This is a genomic window from Halosolutus sp. YCN4 (genome assembly GCF_059736495.1).
The window spans coordinates 294371-311698 of sequence record NZ_JCASSM010000004.1 but is presented as its reverse complement, the minus strand read 5'-3'; the positions used below and the strand labels follow the sequence as shown (position 1 = coordinate 311698).

At 59.1% G+C, this 17328-nt stretch carries 15 protein-coding genes and 1 tRNA gene; 9 read left to right on the top strand and 7 right to left on the bottom strand.

Annotated features, from left to right (window positions below):
• Positions 1-56: 56 nt before the first annotated feature.
• The 3 genes from AC6I6X_RS16180 to AC6I6X_RS16170 all read right to left on the bottom strand — a co-directional run bounded on the left by AC6I6X_RS16180 (position 57) and on the right by AC6I6X_RS16170 (position 4238).
• A complete protein-coding gene (locus AC6I6X_RS16180; protein ID WP_254767473.1) occupies positions 57-1730 on the bottom strand; it encodes a putative type IV secretion/conjugal transfer ATPase in 1674 nt (557 codons plus the stop codon).
• A gap of 481 nt (positions 1731-2211) precedes the next feature.
• On the bottom strand, positions 2212-3180 hold the full coding sequence (locus tag AC6I6X_RS16175) for a DUF932 domain-containing protein (protein ID WP_254767472.1): 969 nt from the start codon (positions 3178-3180) through the stop codon (positions 2212-2214).
• A gap of 131 nt (positions 3181-3311) precedes the next feature.
• Positions 3312-4238, bottom strand: a complete 927-nt coding sequence (locus tag AC6I6X_RS16170) for a hypothetical protein (RefSeq protein WP_254767471.1) — start codon at positions 4236-4238, stop codon at positions 3312-3314.
• A 353-nt stretch (positions 4239-4591) separates the two neighbouring features.
• Between AC6I6X_RS16170 and AC6I6X_RS16165 the strand changes: the two genes are divergently transcribed.
• The 5 genes from AC6I6X_RS16165 (at position 4592) to AC6I6X_RS16145 (ending at position 11575) form a co-directional block, all read left to right on the top strand.
• Positions 4592-4909, top strand: coding sequence for a hypothetical protein (locus AC6I6X_RS16165; protein WP_254767470.1), 318 nt, complete (start codon positions 4592-4594; stop codon positions 4907-4909).
• Between the two features lie 143 nt (positions 4910-5052).
• Positions 5053-6027: a hypothetical protein gene (locus tag AC6I6X_RS16160; protein WP_497931572.1), complete on the top strand. Its 975-nt coding sequence runs from the start codon at positions 5053-5055 to the stop codon at positions 6025-6027.
• On the top strand, positions 6024-8444 hold the full coding sequence (locus AC6I6X_RS16155; protein WP_497931571.1) for a helicase HerA domain-containing protein: 2421 nt from the start codon (positions 6024-6026) through the stop codon (positions 8442-8444). The genes AC6I6X_RS16160 and AC6I6X_RS16155 overlap by 4 nt, the downstream gene beginning before the upstream one ends.
• The gene (locus AC6I6X_RS16150) at positions 8441-9421 is read left to right on the top strand and encodes a DUF8128 domain-containing protein (protein WP_254767467.1); all 981 of its coding nucleotides are present in this window, start codon (positions 8441-8443) and stop codon (positions 9419-9421) included. Before AC6I6X_RS16155 ends, AC6I6X_RS16150 begins: the two co-directional genes overlap by 4 nt.
• Positions 9422-9547: 126 nt before the next feature.
• Positions 9548-11575: a type IV secretory system conjugative DNA transfer family protein gene (locus AC6I6X_RS16145; RefSeq protein ID WP_497931570.1), complete on the top strand. Its 2028-nt coding sequence runs from the start codon at positions 9548-9550 to the stop codon at positions 11573-11575.
• A gap of 399 nt (positions 11576-11974) precedes the next feature.
• Here the strand turns inward: AC6I6X_RS16145 and AC6I6X_RS16140 are convergent, their stop codons facing one another.
• The 4 genes from AC6I6X_RS16140 to AC6I6X_RS16125 form a co-directional block, all read right to left on the bottom strand.
• Positions 11975-13096: a tyrosine-type recombinase/integrase gene (locus AC6I6X_RS16140; RefSeq protein ID WP_497931569.1), complete on the bottom strand. Its 1122-nt coding sequence runs from the start codon at positions 13094-13096 to the stop codon at positions 11975-11977.
• Between the two features lie 186 nt (positions 13097-13282).
• Positions 13283-13353: transfer RNA gene (locus AC6I6X_RS16135), tRNA-Gly, on the bottom strand.
• A gap of 136 nt (positions 13354-13489) precedes the next feature.
• On the bottom strand, positions 13490-14140 hold the full coding sequence (locus AC6I6X_RS16130) for a class I SAM-dependent methyltransferase (protein WP_497931568.1): 651 nt from the start codon (positions 14138-14140) through the stop codon (positions 13490-13492).
• Between the two features lie 132 nt (positions 14141-14272).
• The gene (locus AC6I6X_RS16125) at positions 14273-14446 is read right to left on the bottom strand and encodes a hypothetical protein (protein WP_497931567.1); all 174 of its coding nucleotides are present in this window, start codon (positions 14444-14446) and stop codon (positions 14273-14275) included.
• 30 nt (positions 14447-14476) lie between these two features.
• Between AC6I6X_RS16125 and AC6I6X_RS16120 the strand changes: the two genes are divergently transcribed.
• The 4 genes from AC6I6X_RS16120 (at position 14477) to AC6I6X_RS16105 (ending at position 17323) form a co-directional block, all read left to right on the top strand.
• Entirely contained in the window at positions 14477-14947 is a 471-nt protein-coding gene (locus AC6I6X_RS16120) for a DUF5793 family protein (RefSeq protein ID WP_497931566.1), read from the top strand.
• 101 nt (positions 14948-15048) lie between these two features.
• A complete protein-coding gene (locus AC6I6X_RS16115) occupies positions 15049-16224 on the top strand; it encodes an ABC transporter ATP-binding protein (protein WP_497931565.1) in 1176 nt (391 codons plus the stop codon).
• A gap of 103 nt (positions 16225-16327) precedes the next feature.
• The gene (locus AC6I6X_RS16110; protein WP_497931564.1) at positions 16328-16975 is read left to right on the top strand and encodes a DUF998 domain-containing protein; all 648 of its coding nucleotides are present in this window, start codon (positions 16328-16330) and stop codon (positions 16973-16975) included.
• 69 nt (positions 16976-17044) lie between these two features.
• On the top strand, positions 17045-17323 hold the full coding sequence (locus AC6I6X_RS16105) for a UPF0058 family protein (protein ID WP_250138419.1): 279 nt from the start codon (positions 17045-17047) through the stop codon (positions 17321-17323).
• Positions 17324-17328 lie beyond the last annotated feature (5 nt).

The window sequence follows — 17328 nt, the reverse complement described above, 5'->3', positions numbered from 1 at the left end:
GAATCGCGGGCAAATCAAACCGCTGTGATTAGTTCTATGACACCCTCGGTGAGCGGCTATTCGGGGAGTGTCTTAGTTTCGCTGAAGTCCTGAAACAGGTGAAGTGTGATCTGCTCACTCTGGATATCGCGTTCCGCTATCCGTTGTCGTAGTCCTTTTTTGACGATCTCGGTTCGACAGACGATCCAGACAGCGATATCGTTCTCAAGGTGCGTTTCCACATGTTCCAGTTCCCGTGGCTTGTTTCCCATCGCGACTTCGACTGCCAGATCTGTGTTTCCCATGCTAACGTAGACATCCGCATCATCACCTTCGAGGTCGGCTGTCCAGCCTGCCTCTTCGAATCGCTCTTTGATTCGGTGTTGCCAGTACCGATGAACGATACCGCCTCGTCCCTCGAATCTCGGATTGAAATCGAGATTGTCCTCGACGTACTCCCGTCCGTGTTGGGTAAGTTCCAGTAACTTCCGCTGATCCCCACCTTTTACCTTTCTCTCGATGACGAGGCCGTGGTCGACGAGTTCGTTCTTCAACTTGTTTCCCTTGTACCGACTCGGGAACTGCTGGTATCGGTCGAGCAACGGCTTGAACGGGTGTTCGACCACGTCTTTGAGGAGCCGGTCAGCATCCCTCGACACCCCTTCATCACCGTGATCGTCACTGGACTCCGATCTGGTTCGATCGCCTGTCCGTCCACCACTGAGCATGTAATCTAACCGAGGTGCAATTTCACGTGGTTCGTGAGAGAGTTGCTGCCACGCTTCGCGCTGATGCTCCTCTAATTCCTGATCGGAGATCGTCTTTTGCACACTGTAATTCCGGAGGTGTACTGGCACTGGATCTTTATTCCCGACCTGAACGATCGCCTTTCCAACCTCGAGCCGTTGTGCGAACGCTTGCTGGCGGTCGGACAGCGACATCGAGTCCGCAATCGCACGAAACTGTTTCTGGTCGCCAGTCGGCAGCAACACCTTGGTATCGGTGTTGGCCTTGATCGAATCGGTGAGTTTCGACGCTTCCTGATCCGCGACGACGAGCCCTTCACCGAATTCCCGCATCTTTGCGGTCAGTTGATCGATCTCAGGGATACCCGCGGCGTCCTGGCGTTCCTTGTAGACGGAGAACACCTGCTTTCCCTCGTCGAGGAAGAAGACGTGCTCGAGGCCAGTGTCTCGCTGGTTCTGCGCCAACCGGTACTCGTAGACGGACGCGAAGAGGATTTCCATCAAGAAGTTCTGGAGGTCTCGGCTGAGGCCGTCGAACTCGAACACGATGTTCCGATCGAGCAGCGTGTTCAGGGCTGGACCGTGGCTACAGTCGAAGACAGTTCCGGCAACGAGGTTCATCGCGTCCAACCGGTTGAGGACGGTGTCGCGATAGTTCGACGTCTTCCGGACGTAATTGATGTTCTCGTCCCAGATCAGGAGTTCGAGTTCGTGGAGGCTTGGATACGGTGGCGATCGGTCGTTGAACAGGTCGTAGAGCTTGTAGAGTTTGACTACGTGCTTCAGCAGGTAGTTCTTGGAACCGGACAGTAGTGCCGTCGCGTGGCCGAAGATCTCGGCGAAGACCTGTGCCCAACGTAACAGCGGGACGTCCTCTGGTGGCTTCAACGGGTTGAACTTCAATTCCGACCACGGCAACACCAGGAGATCGTCGTACTCGTGGATAAGGTGGCGATAGTCCTGTTTCAGGTCGAAACTCCAGAACGGGACCTCGAGTTGGCTCATCAGATTGTAGAACAGTGTGGTCTTTCCTGATCCCGACTGTCCGACTGTGAGGAGGTGCTTGGTGAGGTCATTGGGACCGAGGCCAACGGGCCGGTTCCGTGGTGTTTCACCAAATTGAAGCGATCCACTGTGAGCATCGTCAGGAAATGGATAGTGTTGCTGTTCCGCCGCTTTCGCTGCGAAAAGCGTGAGCGCATCGTCTGTGAGCGATCGACTATTGGAGACCGTTGCTGCCTTGAGCAACTGGTCGATCTGGGGGTCCGTAGTCTCGAGATCGTCGGCGAGTCGTAGTAGGCGTTCTACCCGTTGATGGTCCTGTGTTCGTCGCACAAGGGGCTGTTCCGATGCCGAGACTCGGGTATCTGTGGGAAGGGGGTGGTTCGGATGAAGTAGCCCAAGTGGGCTACCCGTTTCCTCCCCACCGCTGTTGGCAGTAGCTGGCTAGGCGTCTCGCACGCTGTAACCGGCTTGTGTGGATCGGTCAGGCGTCGACCTCGTGGACGTCCAGAAGCTCACGGATGGACTCGGTTTCACCTTCCCAGTATTCCTCCGCCTGGGGATCGTCGGATTCGAGCAACTGGGTTGCACGGTTCGTGACCGCATTCTCCCCAAGGATCTCTGGGTGTGGGATGCCGTCTCCGTACTCGAGGAGGCCGGCCGCCCGTTCGTAGGCGTCGTCGAGGGCATACTCCGGAATGTCCTCCTCGATCAGATGGGTGAGTGCGTAGCTCGCGGCGTTGTACGTCTCGTACAGGGTTGGCGCATCAGTGTCTTCGACTTCCTCGTGGAGTGCGGTCAGGAGATCCGGGGTTGGGTTCTCGAGTGGCTCGTCGATCCCGAAATCGTAGAGCACGAGCAACGCCTCGTCCAGGTTCATGAGTTCGCGTTCCTGGGCATCTTCCAGGCGTTGTTCGACCGTGTCGACACCGTCTACCATCGAATCAACGGCGTGGTACGCCAGCTGTGGTTGGAACGGTTCGCCGTGGGTCTGCTCGTAGCTGTGGTCGGCGACGAATGCGGTCATTCCGTTGCTGCAGACGAGGCGTTCGGCTCCGATGTCGTACTTTACGCCGTGGTACCCCGAGTGGCCGGACCGCGCGTGGAGCTGTAACTCGATCTGATCTCCTTCCGCGGGCTCGATCGATTGCTCCAGGCCAATTTTGGCGCTCATCTTGTGCCGTGTCTCGGAAAGTGAAACGTGCCCCTCTGGATCGAGGTCGTGTTGTTCGACGCCGTGGCCGATCGCCTCGAGGATGTCGCCGTACTGAATCACGTTGTAGAACTCGTCGTTGTTGGAGACCTCACCCGCGAGTTGTGGATCGCTTTCATTAGTCCAGAGGCTATCACGCCATGGAACTGGCTCCCACTCGTCTCGCTCTCCATGGTTGGCGTAGACCTCGTGCCGTTCGACGTTAGGAAGATCTTCAGCGGTTTGATAGAGTCCGTCCAAGTCGTGGAATTGGTATGTTTCTACTTGAATTTTGTACCACCCTACCCAATCAGGGGAAGACTAGTGGGTAGTACTCAACGAGACACCTGATTTCTGATGAGTTGTCGAAACCGAGTTACCCGGGAGAAGTCCTATTTTGGTGATGCACAGGGGACATACACGGCGATATACTCATCGTTTTCGTCTGCTTTTATATTCGGCCCTTCCCACTTTCCAACGACTGGCATCTCCCACTGTTTCGAATGACCCCAGGGCTCATCGTGGCTGAACCATGTTGCTTTTTCGTGGTGGTCTGCTAAAACCCTGAAATAGCCCTCGGTAGGTAGAAGGATATCTTCTTCCTCCACATTCGTTGCAGTGTAGATTGCCTCAAGGTTGTCTTTATTGCTAGCCCTATTCCCGTCTGGGTCCCAGTAGACCGTCAGCTTCGGGCATGTGCATCGTGGTAGCTCCCCCTTCTCAAGCACTTCATGGAACACCGCTGGATTCGAAGGACGTTTCTCCTTATCAAATTCGGCAGCAACTTTTGAGAAAATATTGTGCTCACAATTAAAAGGAATAATTCGAAACTTCTGCGTGCCTTCCTTTCTTGGATAGGCTACGAGGGGTACAACCCCCTTCTGTTTCAGCTGTGGGTGAATATCGCGATCGTACAGGTCTTGCAGCCTGTAATGGTAGTCCTCGTTCCTGTAAATCCGGAACGTCTTTTCTCGCTGATTCACCTCAACAACGAGTGGGACATTCTTGTCTTCGTTGAACAGATCCTTCCAAGGAGTAATCGTCATGCGGAGTCGCTGGGAGCCATCTGTGAATATTTTATACTCACCCTCGGATTCATCGTCCGACTCTCTCCCGACGAGATACGGTACTGTCCTCGGATAGGGATCTCCACTTGCTTCGTTTTTCTCTATCTCAATGGAGTCACCCTCTTCTAAGCCGAGGTCCCCGATTTCATCCGGAAGGTATGCCCGGACATCTGGAACCTTGTTCGTACCTCGATTCTGAATGTCCTCGGGGTGATACGTGATCCCGTGCCTCTCGACCTGTTTCGAAGTCATATGGGGAAGGAGGGTTTGCACCCGTATTACTATATACTGAATAAGAAACCCCAGCTCTGAGGTTAAATTAATTGAATAACAAATATTTACCAGCTTTAGGTGCTACAAAACCGATTTCGCGAGTTCTCCATAGTTCTGTAGAGGGTGTTCAATCTGAAGTAGGCCGTCCCTTCTCGTTGGATTACCTGAAAATGAGGGTGAACCACAATATCCGATTCAAAGAATCGGTACGTACAACTTGCATTTCACGCTGGAAGAACAGCCTGTATAGAGATGGACCTGCCACTGTAGCAACCATTGGGCGAGTAGTTATCCTGGTACTCGTCGCGACATCTCTGTTCGCGGGGGAAGCCGTGGCACACGAGGCGAGCTCAGCCTGTTCCAACAGGAGTCCCTACGAAGGCGAGGATATCGTTGAACACGAAGAAGCATCTGTTGTCCGACTGACAGCGTTGATCGACCACCTCCACGCGCTCGGGGTGAGGATCGCGTTCCCGCTAGCTGGGCTGCTCTACCTTGTGGCCGGGTACTACTGGTCGTTGGGGACGATCGAGGCACAGGAACGTGCGAAGCGGATATTCATCAATACAACGATTGGACTGGCGATTATCATCCTTAGCGGCGCGCTGGTAGAGATCGTCACGACACCACTTTGTGGGGTGCCACAATGAGCCGCTGGGTAGCCCTCGCGCTGCTCACGTTGGTTGTCCCAACAAGGCTAGCAAGAGCAACCCCGGAACCTACGCCTGTCGGGAAAACGTCTAATGACACTGCAACTCCGGCCCCTGCCCCCGATGGAGGAGAAGGTGACGGGTTGGGGGAAACCATCCGGGAGGCACTGACCGACGTAATCTTGACACCGTTCGAGTGGGTGTCCGAGGGAGCAGCAGGCGTGATGGCGGCGCTCTTCGCTGACTACCCCGACGTAAGACAGCCATGGGTTCAGGAATTCCATGCAATGGTGTTCACCGTCGCCCTAGTACTCGCGGTCGCGGCCATCGTCTGGATCGGAATCACTCACATGCTCAACCAGACTGATGGCGTGCGGACGGCGGTATACGTCTTGATGGCAGTCGGTTTCGGGGCGATTGCCCCGGATCTGCTGTGGTACCCTGTGGAACTGTCGGCACAGACGACCGAGGCACTACTGCCGGCGGATCCAGAGTTCCGTACGTCTATCCAGTTCACCCTTCAAATGGCGGTAATCGCCATCCTGGATGTGGTCATCGTCCTCGGGATCCTCCTCCTGTTCCTGGCACGGAACGTATATATCCTCCTCGGAGTGGGGATTGCCCCCCTTATCGCACTCATGGCTATCACACCGGGGCTCACCAGATATGGTCGGATGCTCGCCCAGATCTGGGTGGGATTTCTCCTCATTGGCCCACTTAACGCCGGGCTTCTCAGCCTGCTCCTCCAAATGATAGAAGCCAATGGCTTCATTCCAGAGTGGTTGTGGGCACTTGCTGGGACGACGATGCTCCTGGGGCTTCCATTGACTGTGCTCAGTGCCGGAGCAGTTCTGGTGGGGCCCGGACTCAGTCTGATGCGGAGTGCCCCGAATACGATTCGGCGACAGTATGACCGGTTCAAATCTGGTTCAAATGGCAGGCAGGGCCAGCCACCGGATACTGGCCCTAGAAGAGGAGGTCGACCACCGAACACTGGCCCTAGGAGAGGAGGTCCAAGCCAAGGGGGTCGACGATCAGGCGAGGACAGCCGGCCAGATAGAGACCGGTCAGACCGTGATGACAGTGATAACCGATTCGAATGGAGGGACCGGCGATGATTCGCGTCCCGTTCCCAGTCCCGATCGATACCAAGGTCAAATTCATGGACCGATTCACAGTGGGCGATTTCGGCCGGATCGGTATCCTGGCGCTCATCGGCTGGGGGCTGGCTGGCGATCTTGGTGCGGTGGCGGGGACGATCATCGGACTCGGCTTCGTCGCGTTCAAACAGGGAGATCGTCATCTCGACGAGCATATCGCTACCCTCATCGGCTTTGGATCGGTTGTTCAGGTATCGTCGCCGTCGTTTGAGCAGCTTCACAACGATGCAGTTGTCCTCGATAACGGGACGGTCCTCGGCCTCGTGAAGGTGTCGTCTTGCGACATCCAGACCCTCTCAGATCTGGAGAAAACGGCGAACTTGGCCACCGTCCATGAGCTGATGAAGACGCTCGGATATCAAGTTGAACTCCACTCCAGACAGCGGACTGTTGACCTCTCCCAGTATTCAGGTGCCGCCGACTCTGAGGTCGTCACTGACCACGTTGTTGTGGTCCGGGTTGACGAGTCAACCCACACATCGGTGCAGGAGCGATTGCAGGCGATAGATAAGCGCTGCACAGAGATTCGAAACGCGTTAACCGCGGCTGATCTGTACGCAGAGCGGATCACAGGAGACGCGTTCAAAACCCATTTGAAGCGGCTCTACTTCGGGAAGACGAAACTCGACCGGCGACGATACGAGACGGAGTACGGGGAGAAGCAGGTTCGGCAATTGCGCTACGTGACGGAGTATCCCGCCGAGCTGGAGCTGGCCTGGTTGGCTGATCTCTTGAGCGTTGAGGCGCCAGGGTTAGTCAACGTCGTTCAGGTTGCGAAGCCGATCAGCACGTATCAGCGCACGTGGATCAGTCGGATGATCAGCCGGCTGAAAATTGAACTGCAGGAAACGCGGAGCCCGGCCCGCGAGGTGGACCTCAGACGGAGATTACGAGATGCCGAGGATCTGCTCGATATCGAAGGGCGGAGCGAAGTCCTGCTGAACTACGGCGTGTACATTACGGTCGCCGGGTCGACGCCCGAGGAGGTTGACGAGACGTGGAAAGCAGTCGAGACCGTTCTGAGCAAAAAGCAGATCCAGACGGAGGAGCCGGCCCTGAAGACGCACAAGGCGGTCAGAGCTGCTTCGGCGTACCACGCAGACGCATTGCACGAGACAGTGATCGTGCCGGGCCGGTCGGCCGCATCCGGGTTCCCCTTCGCGTCGGGGGACACGATCGAGGAAGACGGCGTCGTGGTCGGGCAGGATGCCTCGGAGGGGACATCCGTGATCCTGGATCGGTTCTCCTGGGATGCAGGCCACATGACGGTGATGGGGAAGACTGGCTCCGGAAAATCGTACTGGACCGGGCTGATGCTCCTCCGGTCGGCCCAGACCTACGATAACCTCGACATCTACATCCTTGATCCGAAGCGACGGGACTACGGAGCCGTCACCGACTCACTCGGCGGTCAGACCGTTGTCCTCGATCACGTCAACCTCACAGCCGTCGAACCTGATGGGGTGACGCGATACACAGTCGAGGATCCGTCACAAGACAACACCGAACTGCTCGTTGAGGCACTCGGCCACATCTACCGGGAAGCATCCAAGACCGATTCGAAAGTGCTCGTCGTTGTTGACGAGGCGCATCGCCCCATCACGATCGGAGACCGGATTAATCACGACGGGCTCAACACGGTGTCGCGGCTCATCAGAGAGAGTCGGGACCGGAACATCGCCGTCACGCTGATCACACAGAATGCCGACGAGTTCACCCGCTCGCGGGAAGGGAAGAACATTCTGCGAAACGTGGACTGCAACCTGTTCTTCAAGCAGGAAGACGTCGACACGGAGATCGAACCGTTCTTCAACCTGATCGGGACTGAGTCCGGAGAACTCCATCGGCTCCGGACAGGGTCGGACCTCCCGTTCAGTACGGCGCTGCTCCGTGGGCCGGTGAACACTACGCTCAGGATCAAAGCCACTGATCGTGAACACGACATCCTCGAAACCGGTCATGCAGACGAGGATAGCGGTCTCGAGGCAATCTCGGATCGTCCACGGCGGGTGGTGGAATCGGATGGTGGGCAGCCGAACGCAGACAAGCATCAGCAGGACTCAGATAACAGCCCCGACTCAAACCGAAAGATGCTCACCCTCCTCGCAAGCCTCAATCTGGCGTCCAAAGCCTCCATCAAGCGGTTCGAACTAGGACTGTTCACTGGGGTCATCGGCGGCCTCCTCCTCTCCGTATTGGGGGTGGTCGAGTCGCGGACGCTCATTCAGATCCTCGACCCAGTCGGTATCATTCCCACTGAGCCGACCAACCTGGGGGTTCTGATTACCCTGGCGGTGGCCTTCGTGGCCATCGAGGTGCTCTGGGTGCTGGTCCTCGGGATTGCCGTCCGATTGACAGGGGTGCCTCAGTCATGAGCGCGAAAGACCGACTCCTCCGCAACCACATCACAATAAATCAAGAGACAGCGGACGCCCTCTCTCAGGCGCCGGACGGGAGGTTCACGGTCAGGGTTAAGCCACCGTCAAACGACGACGTTCCAGAGACAGTCTACCGGTTCGTGAAAGGTATCACCGAGTACCAGACGACATGGTTCGGCTTGCAGAACAAGTCACCGGTCTCTGTCTACGAGATCCGTCGATCATCTCCGGAGCGGCTCCAGCTCCAGTTCTCGGTCCCTACGAAGCGATTAGAGCGGAAAGTCCGAACCCAGTTAGCGGAGACCGTCCCGGGGGTCGGATTCGAGTCGGGGGAAGCTGGCCTTCCCATCGAGAAGGGGAACTCCATTGGTGGCGGCGTCCTCACCATGGGAAAGACAGACTGGTATCCACTCCGGACTGATTTCGAGTCTCCACCGATCAATTCGGTGGTGAGTTCACTCCATCGCCATGCCATGCGGGATTCGCGACTCGTTATCCAGGTCCTGTTCCAACCGGCTGCGCGGAAGTCGATCAGGGATCGTCGATGGGCCCGGAAGGCCCAGAAAGAGGCACAGTACCTCGGAGGCGATCGGTCGGGCATCTTGCTGCCCGAGCGCAATGTGACTGCACGTGAACGAGAACAGGCTAACCTGATCGAGGCGAAAGTCGACGGATCGCGATTCAACACGGGAATTCGCATCCTGGTGATCGGGGCAGGTGATGCCACGTTGAGCCGGGTGAAAGAACTCTCGGGCGGATTCAATGTATTCGAGAACTTGACCACCGGCCAGTTTCTCGAAACACACTATCTTCGGACGCTTCGAGCCTCCCGCATACGGGGCTTTGCGGCCGCCGTAGCGGACCAAGAGTTTCGCGGCTGGATGCTTCCGTTCCAGACCTCTGCCGAGGAGCTCGCTGGGCTGGTATCGATCCCAGACAGAGAGCAAGAGAACCTCAGGACGGCACACCCCTGACCATGCTCCTATTGTATCCGACGTCAGTGTGGAATCCGGCTTGAAAACAGGTGGGCTATTCCCGGGCCAAAATAGAGTACCCCTGCGTTGTAGAACACCTGGCGATCGCGTAGGAGGTGCCCTGACGTGAATTCGAAAACAACCAGAGCAGTCATCCAAGATGCGGAGAACCGCAGCACCACGTACCTCGGGACCCGAACCTCGATCCTTGGCGTCGAAGAAGACGTCACGCTCCGCGATACCGATCGATTGACCCATGTCCTGACGACAGGCCCAACGGGGTACGGGAAGAGTCAGGAACTGGTTCACGTCGCGTTACAAGACGCCTACAAGGGCTACGGTTGCTGTATCATCAACCCGAAAGGCGATCTTATCGACGAGTTCATCGCGAAGCTTTCTGAGGAGCGGTGGGACGACATCATCTATATCAATCCAGCACATCCAACCGTTCCCTCGGTCAACGTCCTCGAGCCCTATACGAACGGGCGGATGACCCTGGCACAGCAGGAAAACCAGAAGGAGATCATCGTCTCCGACCTGATCGATCTGTTCCGGCGACAGAGCGAAAATTGGGGTGACCAGTTCGGGCGGGTCCTCGAAACCCTCCTCCACGCATACCTCGAGCTCAACATCAAAAACGGCGACTCGCACACACTGGTCGACGTCTACCGCAGCGTCATCAACCACGAGACGCTCACCGACCTGATCGACCAGATCCAGGACCCGGTCGTTCGGGAGCAACTGGTCCGGGTCAAAGAGGACATGACATCGTACGAGATGGAGCCGTTACAGCGCCGGCTCAACGACTTCATGATGAACTCGGCGATCCGACGGGTGATCGACGCCGACGGTTCAGGCATCGACTTCCAGGAGGCGATAGACAGCCAGAAACTCATCCTGGTGGATGTCCAGAAGGGAGAGGTCGGGGCCACGGTCTCGGAACTCGTCGGCTCGATCGTCATCACCAAGGTATGGGCAGCTGCACAGAGCCGTGTCACACAGCCTATAGATGAGCGGACACCGTTCTACCTGTTCGTCGACGAGTTACAGAACTACAGCGGCGAAGGAAGCAACTTTGCGAAAATCCTGTCCGAAGCCCGAGAGTACCGGTTAGGCTGCTGGCTCGCCACCCAGTACCTCCACCAGCTAGAGCGACCAATGCAGAAAGCGGTCATCAACAACACCAATACCAAGATCGCGTTCAACCCGGGCAGTTCAGAGGACCTGACCCGGATCGCGGGAATGCTCCAGGGAATCGAGAAAGGCAACCTGGCCGAGTTAGGACGGTTCAGGGCGGCCGTTCAGACACCCGGCAAAGGAAACCGAGACAACGCCAGAATCATCGACACCTACCCACCGTGGGACGGAAACAGGGACCACGTCGACGACATCAAACACCAGAGTGCTACGCCACCCACACAGGGAACTAGCCTCAGTCCATCTCTCGGTCCAGGAACAAACAGTGGCGGAGAAAAGCACCGGGCGCTCCTTACGACCGCGAAACAGCGGCTTGAGAAGCGCGGTCTCCGTGTCGATCTGCTCTATCAGGATGTGGGTGCTGAGAGACCGGACGGCCACGTTCACCTCCCGACTGGTGACGTTGCCAACCTCGAGGCCGAGCACGCGACGCTGTCGAAACCCGCCAAAGTCCTCCAGAACCTCGAGCGGGCAGTCGAAGATGACCGAGAGTGCATCTTCGTCGTCGAGGAAGGAGACACTGATACGCTCCAGCAGATCGTCGAGGACCCGGTGAACCGGAACGGCGACCGGTACAGCGACCAATACGGGAGCTACGATTTCTACACTGCCGACGGGGAGCCGTTCACACGGCTTGAGGACCTAAAGGACGCCGAGTACCACATTCTCGAAGTCGCGACAGACGAACTCACGGTCCACGAACCTGAAGAACGGGAAGTAGAAGCACTACGGGAGAAAGATCGACAGGTTCTCCGATGCATCGAGAACGGGAGAGATGACATCGAGAAGATCACGAGAGCAACCGAGTTGGTGAACCACGAGGTCAACCACTGCTTCACCAAACTCGAGGACCTGGGGCTTATCGAAGTCGAGAAGCCGGAGGGAATGGTCGAACGCGTGATCGACGGCCAGAAACGTGTGTTCGATGCACCGAAGCGGGCCCGTCCGCTCGACTAGAACAGCGGAGGCGAACCGAAGTATGATATTTGTGTTCGATTCCGGAGGAGCCAGACCTGCGGTACGACGACACCTCGAGCCCACCTACCTTAGATGGGTCTTGTTTAGACGCTTCTGAATGGACGAGCTATGAGTTCTGTCGACCAAACAGAACTCGGTGGTGAGCACCTCACGGTCCAGTTTCGCACGTAGAGCATAACGCGTGAGAGCTGATCGTTGCTACGTCTAAACACGGCCCCTTAGAAGTGTTGACTGCTCCCTGCCGGAATTCCGATTCAGGCTCGAGACAGGTTTGAATCAGCCTTGAGTCCGTTGCACTGTATCCGGAAATCAGCCTTGAATCGGGTTTGAAAACCCGGGCGACTATACTATACACTGAGTTTTCTGAAGGGGGTATGTCTAGTCCCACTTGTTGACCGTTTCTTGACGATCATCGACAGGTGCTTGATCGTACCGGACGGCCATCTCGTAGCTTTTCTGTCGCAGTTGTTGTTGGACAGCGGCGGGTCCCTGGTCACGGCTCATCTGTGTTCCAACACTGTGTCGGATCGAATACCAGGAAAGATCGCGGTTTTCGACCGGTATATTGGCTTCCTCACACAGCTTCCGGAGCAATCGGTTGAGGGATGAGCTTCCATACGGGTTGCCGTACTTGGTGAGCCAGAGCGTATCCGTCCCGCTGTACTTCTCACGGTTCTCGCGTTCGTTCAGCCATTTCTGGAGGATGTGGGCGGTGCGTTCGCTGATTGCGACGCGCCAGTTGTCCTTGTTCTTGGTCGACTCGTCCTTCGGGATCCGCAGCATCTTGTTCTGGAGGTCCAGCCAACTGGTTTGTGCGCGGCCGACCTCGATCGGTCGGAAGCCGGCGTCCATCGTGGTGTAGATGATTGACGGGTATTTCCAGCCATTTGCCCGCTCCCACTCCTCTTTTCCGATCTCGCGTTTCGGTTTCTCGAACCGTTGCGCTAAGTGTTGCTTCCATTTGTCGCGCTGGCGCGGATCCAGAGAGTTGTAGTGGGGGATGGAGCCGTACTCGAGGCTGGCCTGTTTGATCTTTCTCCGTTCCTCCGGTGTGAGGAAGTCGCGGACCTGGTGGGTGTTGCCGCCGTTGGTGAACTTGATCTCGGGTTCCCAGTCTATGTCTTTCCCTTTCTCGTGATTCAGGTACTTGAACAGAGCTTTGATCGATTTCTGGACCGCTGCTTTATGCGTCTGACTGCTCTCCTCGTAGACCAGTTCTTTCGTGTACGCGTCCGCGTGTTCCTCGGTAACCGTCAGGCTGTAGCCGTCTTCTTCGTTCCAGAGCCAGCGGTAGAACTGGTCGAGTTTGTAGCAGCGTTGGCGGACGGTGTCGTACGCGTAGCCCTCGGCTTTCTCCGGGTCCTTCCCGAGGTGGAGCAGCCACCGGATCAGGTTTTCGCGGAAGCCGTAGTAGTCCTCGAGCTGGCGCTGGTTCAGATACCGTTGCGATGGCTCTGGTACCACGACGATATCTTCGACTTTGTTCTCACGGTCCAACATCACGTCATCACCTCGAGTCGGGGGAGAGCCGTGGATTCGGCTCTGCTAGCTCTAGTAAGCCTGATACTTTTTATAATCGCATGACGGCGGAACGATACTGTTCGAGTACCCACGTTGTGAGCTTGGATTGGCATAGTCGGGTCATTTCTGGAAACCCGGAAAACCAACGAGAGAAGGGCTGTGGAGTGCGCGGACCGGGATTTGAACCCGGGCCATGAGCTTGGAAGGCTCAGGTCCTACCACTAGACCATCCGCGCGCATCTCCCGCTTTTCGCTCGACCAATAAGGCTCTTGCTTTTCCGATCGAGTTCCGGCGGGCGATTCGACCGATCGCGATCGCTCGGGACCGAGCCGAACGGCCGCTCGAAACCCGATCGCGACGGGCGGTCTGGATCAGCGCTCGGCGGCAGTCACGACCGCGTAACAGTTCCCGCTCGAGATCTCCCACTCGACGACGTCGAGGTCGCTCGCCGCGAGATCGCGCTCGAACTCGTCTGGGGCGTAGATGTGGTAGAACCGATCGACCGTCTCGCCCCCGGGGAGGGTCCACTCGACCGTGGTGTCGAACCCCTCGGTCTCGTCGAACCGATCGTGGGCGGTCGACCACGCGCTGACGAGGGCGCGCCCGCCTGGAGCGAGCACGCGTGCGAGTTCGTCGAGGCTCGCCCGGCGCGCGTCGGCCGTGGGCAGGTGGTGAAGCGTCGCGACGTAGACGGCTGCGTCGACGCTGCCGTCGGCGATCGGGAGCGTCGCGGCGTCGCCCTGGCAGAGCGCGACGTCGAACTCGCGATCGGCGGCCCGCTCGCGCCCCGTCTCCAGCAGGCCGCGACTGACGTCGAGGCCGACGACGCGATCGAGACCGGCGTCGGCGAGCAACTCCGCGTGCCGGCAGTTTCCGCAGCCGAGATCCAGTCCGACGGCGTCGCTCTCGTCGACCGAGTCAGCCACGAAGGCCTCGACCTCGGGCCAGGCGTACTCCCGCGTTGCGGCGAAGTGGCTCGCGATTCGGTCGTACGTGTCGCGGACGGCCGCCCGACGGTCCATCGGTCCGTACTCCGGGTGGCGGGTGCAAAAAGCGTTCGCGATCGATCTCTCTGACGGACACCTGTACTGCTGTAGCGGCGCAATCGCGACTCGGTTGCGGTTGCGCCGAGACTGACGCACGGCAAGTCCGTATCACACGGAGACGGCGAACAAGAGGATCGAGAGACCGACGAGGACGATCGCGTGGTTCGTCCCGATCTCGAGGGCGCTGGACCTCGACTGGCCGGCGATCGGCGGCCGACCGGCGGGACCATCGTGTCGGCAGTCGGATCCGATCGGCGCCGGTTCGTCGTGCGTTACGTTCATACGGCGGGAGTGCGAACCAACTGGTACGGAATGAGGCGCGAGCATTTCACGTTAGACGTCAGCAATGTCGACTGGGTCGAAACCGACGGCGAACCGAAGAAGCCCGCGGTATCGATCGATTTCACCGGCCCAGCGACGGAACTTCGCGAGCGCCTTACTGGTCCCGACGGAGACGTTCTCGACGCTGCCGAAACCGACGCAGCCCTTCGCCTGCAGGAACCGCTCGGGAACGACACTGCGGGAGTAGTGAGCGTGACCAACCGGATCACCGGCGAGTACGTGCTCGAACTGAACGAGGAGGCCGAGGACGTGCTTCGGTTCATCCGGGCGGCCCGCGGCTACGGCGAAGAGGCGACGGAAGACGAGGGACGGTACGAGGTCGAGATCACGCTGGACGGCGACCCGTTCGTCACCTTCGACAAGAAGATGTTCCTCGTCTACGACGACGATGGCAACCTCCTGCGCCAGCACAGTCTCATCCCGGGCGGCGTCGAACTGTAGCCGCCCCAGTAGCTCCCGGCGGGCAGGAGCCAACCGGCAAATATAAGTGTTTTAGGGACGCCTAAATCGAATGTGCGCCGGCTGACGCCGGGGAGTCGAGAATGGCGAACGGACAACTGCTCACGACGGTGGCCGACGAAACGTCTCCAGAACCCACGAAAGCGACGTCCACGGCGGACGACGCGGTTCTCGAACTGGACGACGTCGCCAAACGGTACGGGAGCGAGGCCGTCATCTCGGACCTCTCCCTGTCCGTCCGGGACGGCGAGATTCTCACCCTGCTCGGCCCCTCCGGGTGCGGCAAGACCACGACGCTCCGCCTCATCGCCGGCCTCGAGGAACCCGATGCCGGCCGGATTCGACTCCAGAACGATTCCGTCGCGGGGAACGGGCGGTTCGTCCCGCCCGAGGACCGCGGCGTCGGCGTCGTATTCCAGGAGTTCGCGCTCTTCCCTCACCTCACCGCCCGCGAGAACGTCGCGTTCGGACTCCAGAACTGGGACGAGTCCGCGCGCGACGACCGCGTCGACGGCCTCCTCGACCTCGTCGGCCTCGCCGACCACGGCGAGGACTACCCCGGCGAACTCTCCGGCGGTCAGCAACAGCGGATCGCCCTCGCCCGATCGCTCGCGCCGGAACCGGAGATGCTCCTGCTCGACGAACCGTTCTCGAACCTGGACGTCGACCTGCGCGTCGAGATGCGCGAGGAAGTCCGCCGGATCATCAAGGAGGCGGGCGTCACCGCGATCTCCGTCACGCACGACCAGGAGGAGGCGCTGTCGATCTCCGATCGTGTCGCCGTGATGAACGACGGCCGGATCGAACAGGTCGACACGCCGGAACAAGTGTTCCAGCAGCCGGAGTCCCGGTTCGTCGCGGGTTTTCTGGGCCACGCGAGTTTCCTCTCCGGCGCGGTCGAGGGCGACCACGTCGACACCGCGCTCGGTCGGGTCCTCCGGGACAACGTCAACGGTCTCGCCCAGGAGTACGACGGCACCGACATCGACCTCCTGGTTCGGCCCGACGACGTGACGGCCTACCCCGCCGACGAGGCGGACGAGGAGGCGGACGGAACCGTCGTCTACCGCCGGTATCTCGGCCCGACCGTCCTCTACCGGGTCGAACTCGATACCGGCGAGACGATCGAGTGCATGCACAACCACTCCGATCGGATCGACCTCGACGAACGGGTCCGGGTTCGCGTCACCGCGGATCACGAACTCGCGTGGTTCCCCGCGGGCCAGCGCAACAGGGCCCCATCGGTCGCGGCCGACTGAGTGCGGATTCGGTCGACAGTTCTCACCGCCAGTATCGAGTTCCCGACCGGTTGCCGTTTCTGAACGAGTAGATTCTTGATCCGTCCCCGACGAGTCCGGGCCGATGAGCGACAGGGACTGGGAGCGGATCGCGACGCGGTGTGGGATCGCGGCACCGATCGTCGCCCTGGGGGCGGTCGTCCTCGCGACCATCGTCGCGTCGCCGGAGACGTTCACGTGGCGCGGCCGGGCGCTCTCGGACATGGGCCGGTACGGTGCGGAGACGTTCGCGCTGTTCAACGGCGGGTTGATCGTCGGCGGACTGCTCGGCCTGCCGTTCGCGTGGCGCCTCTGGCGGACCAGCCGCGGCGTCTTCGAGCGCGTCGGCGTCGCCCTGCTCGTCGTCGCGGTCGCCGGTCTGATCGGCGTCGGCGTCTTCTTTCTCGATCACACGGCGGTCTACCTCGAGACCGAACGCCACTTCCTGGCGGCGCTGACGTTCTTCGGCGTGGCTCCGATCGCCCAGTGGATCTACGGAACGGGGCAGGTCCTCGCGGACGATCGGCGGGGCGGACTCGTCTCTATCTGGCTCGGGATCGCCCACCCGATCGCGTGGCTCGGGTGGTTGCTGTATCGCGCCGGCGCGGCCGATCCGTGGGCGTGGTTCGCCGTCCCAGAGTTCGTCGCCGCGCTCGCGTTCGGCGGCTGGATCCTCGTGGTCGCGGTCGATCGCCCGTCGGCGGTCCCGCGTGGTCGGATACCGACGCGCTGAGCGGGTGATACGGGCTTTGCGATCGATCGGCACACAACGCTTAAACCGAAACCCTCCCTATACGCGTCCATGCATAAAGACGAACTCCTCGAGCTCCACGAAGAACTCGTCGTGATCATGGAGTACTTCTCCGAGCGCGAGGAGGTCGACGAAGAGCTGTTCGACCCCTACCGGGAGCTCGACGTCGATCCCTCGCACGTTCACAAGTCGAAGAGTGAACACAAACACGCCGTCTTCGTGCTCGGCAACGCGCTGGCGAAGGCGATGAGCGAGGACGAGTTCTCGAGCGCGGGCCGGATCGGCAAGCGGATGAAGGAACTCGCCGAGGACGCGGAATCGAAAATATAGGCGAC

Excerpts from the sequence above, each read along its gene's own strand:
- AC6I6X_RS16115 (WP_497931565.1), top strand. The coding sequence starts at position 15,049 with ATGGCGAACGGACAACTGCTCACGACGGTGGCCGACGAAACGTCTCCA.
- AC6I6X_RS16105 (WP_250138419.1), top strand. The coding sequence starts at position 17,045 with ATGCATAAAGACGAACTCCTCGAGCTCCACGAAGAACTCGTCGTGATC.
- AC6I6X_RS16180 (WP_254767473.1), bottom strand. The coding sequence starts at position 1,730 with ATGAGCCAACTCGAGGTCCCGTTCTGGAGTTTCGACCTGAAACAGGAC.
- AC6I6X_RS16110 (WP_497931564.1), top strand. The coding sequence starts at position 16,328 with ATGAGCGACAGGGACTGGGAGCGGATCGCGACGCGGTGTGGGATCGCG.
- AC6I6X_RS16130 (WP_497931568.1), bottom strand. The coding sequence starts at position 14,140 with ATGGACCGTCGGGCGGCCGTCCGCGACACGTACGACCGAATCGCGAGC.
- AC6I6X_RS16140 (WP_497931569.1), bottom strand. The coding sequence starts at position 13,096 with ATGTTGGACCGTGAGAACAAAGTCGAAGATATCGTCGTGGTACCAGAG.
- AC6I6X_RS16155 (WP_497931571.1), top strand. The coding sequence starts at position 6,024 with ATGATTCGCGTCCCGTTCCCAGTCCCGATCGATACCAAGGTCAAATTC.
- AC6I6X_RS16170 (WP_254767471.1), bottom strand. The coding sequence starts at position 4,238 with ATGACTTCGAAACAGGTCGAGAGGCACGGGATCACGTATCACCCCGAG.
- AC6I6X_RS16125 (WP_497931567.1), bottom strand. The coding sequence starts at position 14,446 with ATGAACGTAACGCACGACGAACCGGCGCCGATCGGATCCGACTGCCGA.
- AC6I6X_RS16150 (WP_254767467.1), top strand. The coding sequence starts at position 8,441 with ATGAGCGCGAAAGACCGACTCCTCCGCAACCACATCACAATAAATCAA.
- AC6I6X_RS16120 (WP_497931566.1), top strand. The coding sequence starts at position 14,477 with ATGAGGCGCGAGCATTTCACGTTAGACGTCAGCAATGTCGACTGGGTC.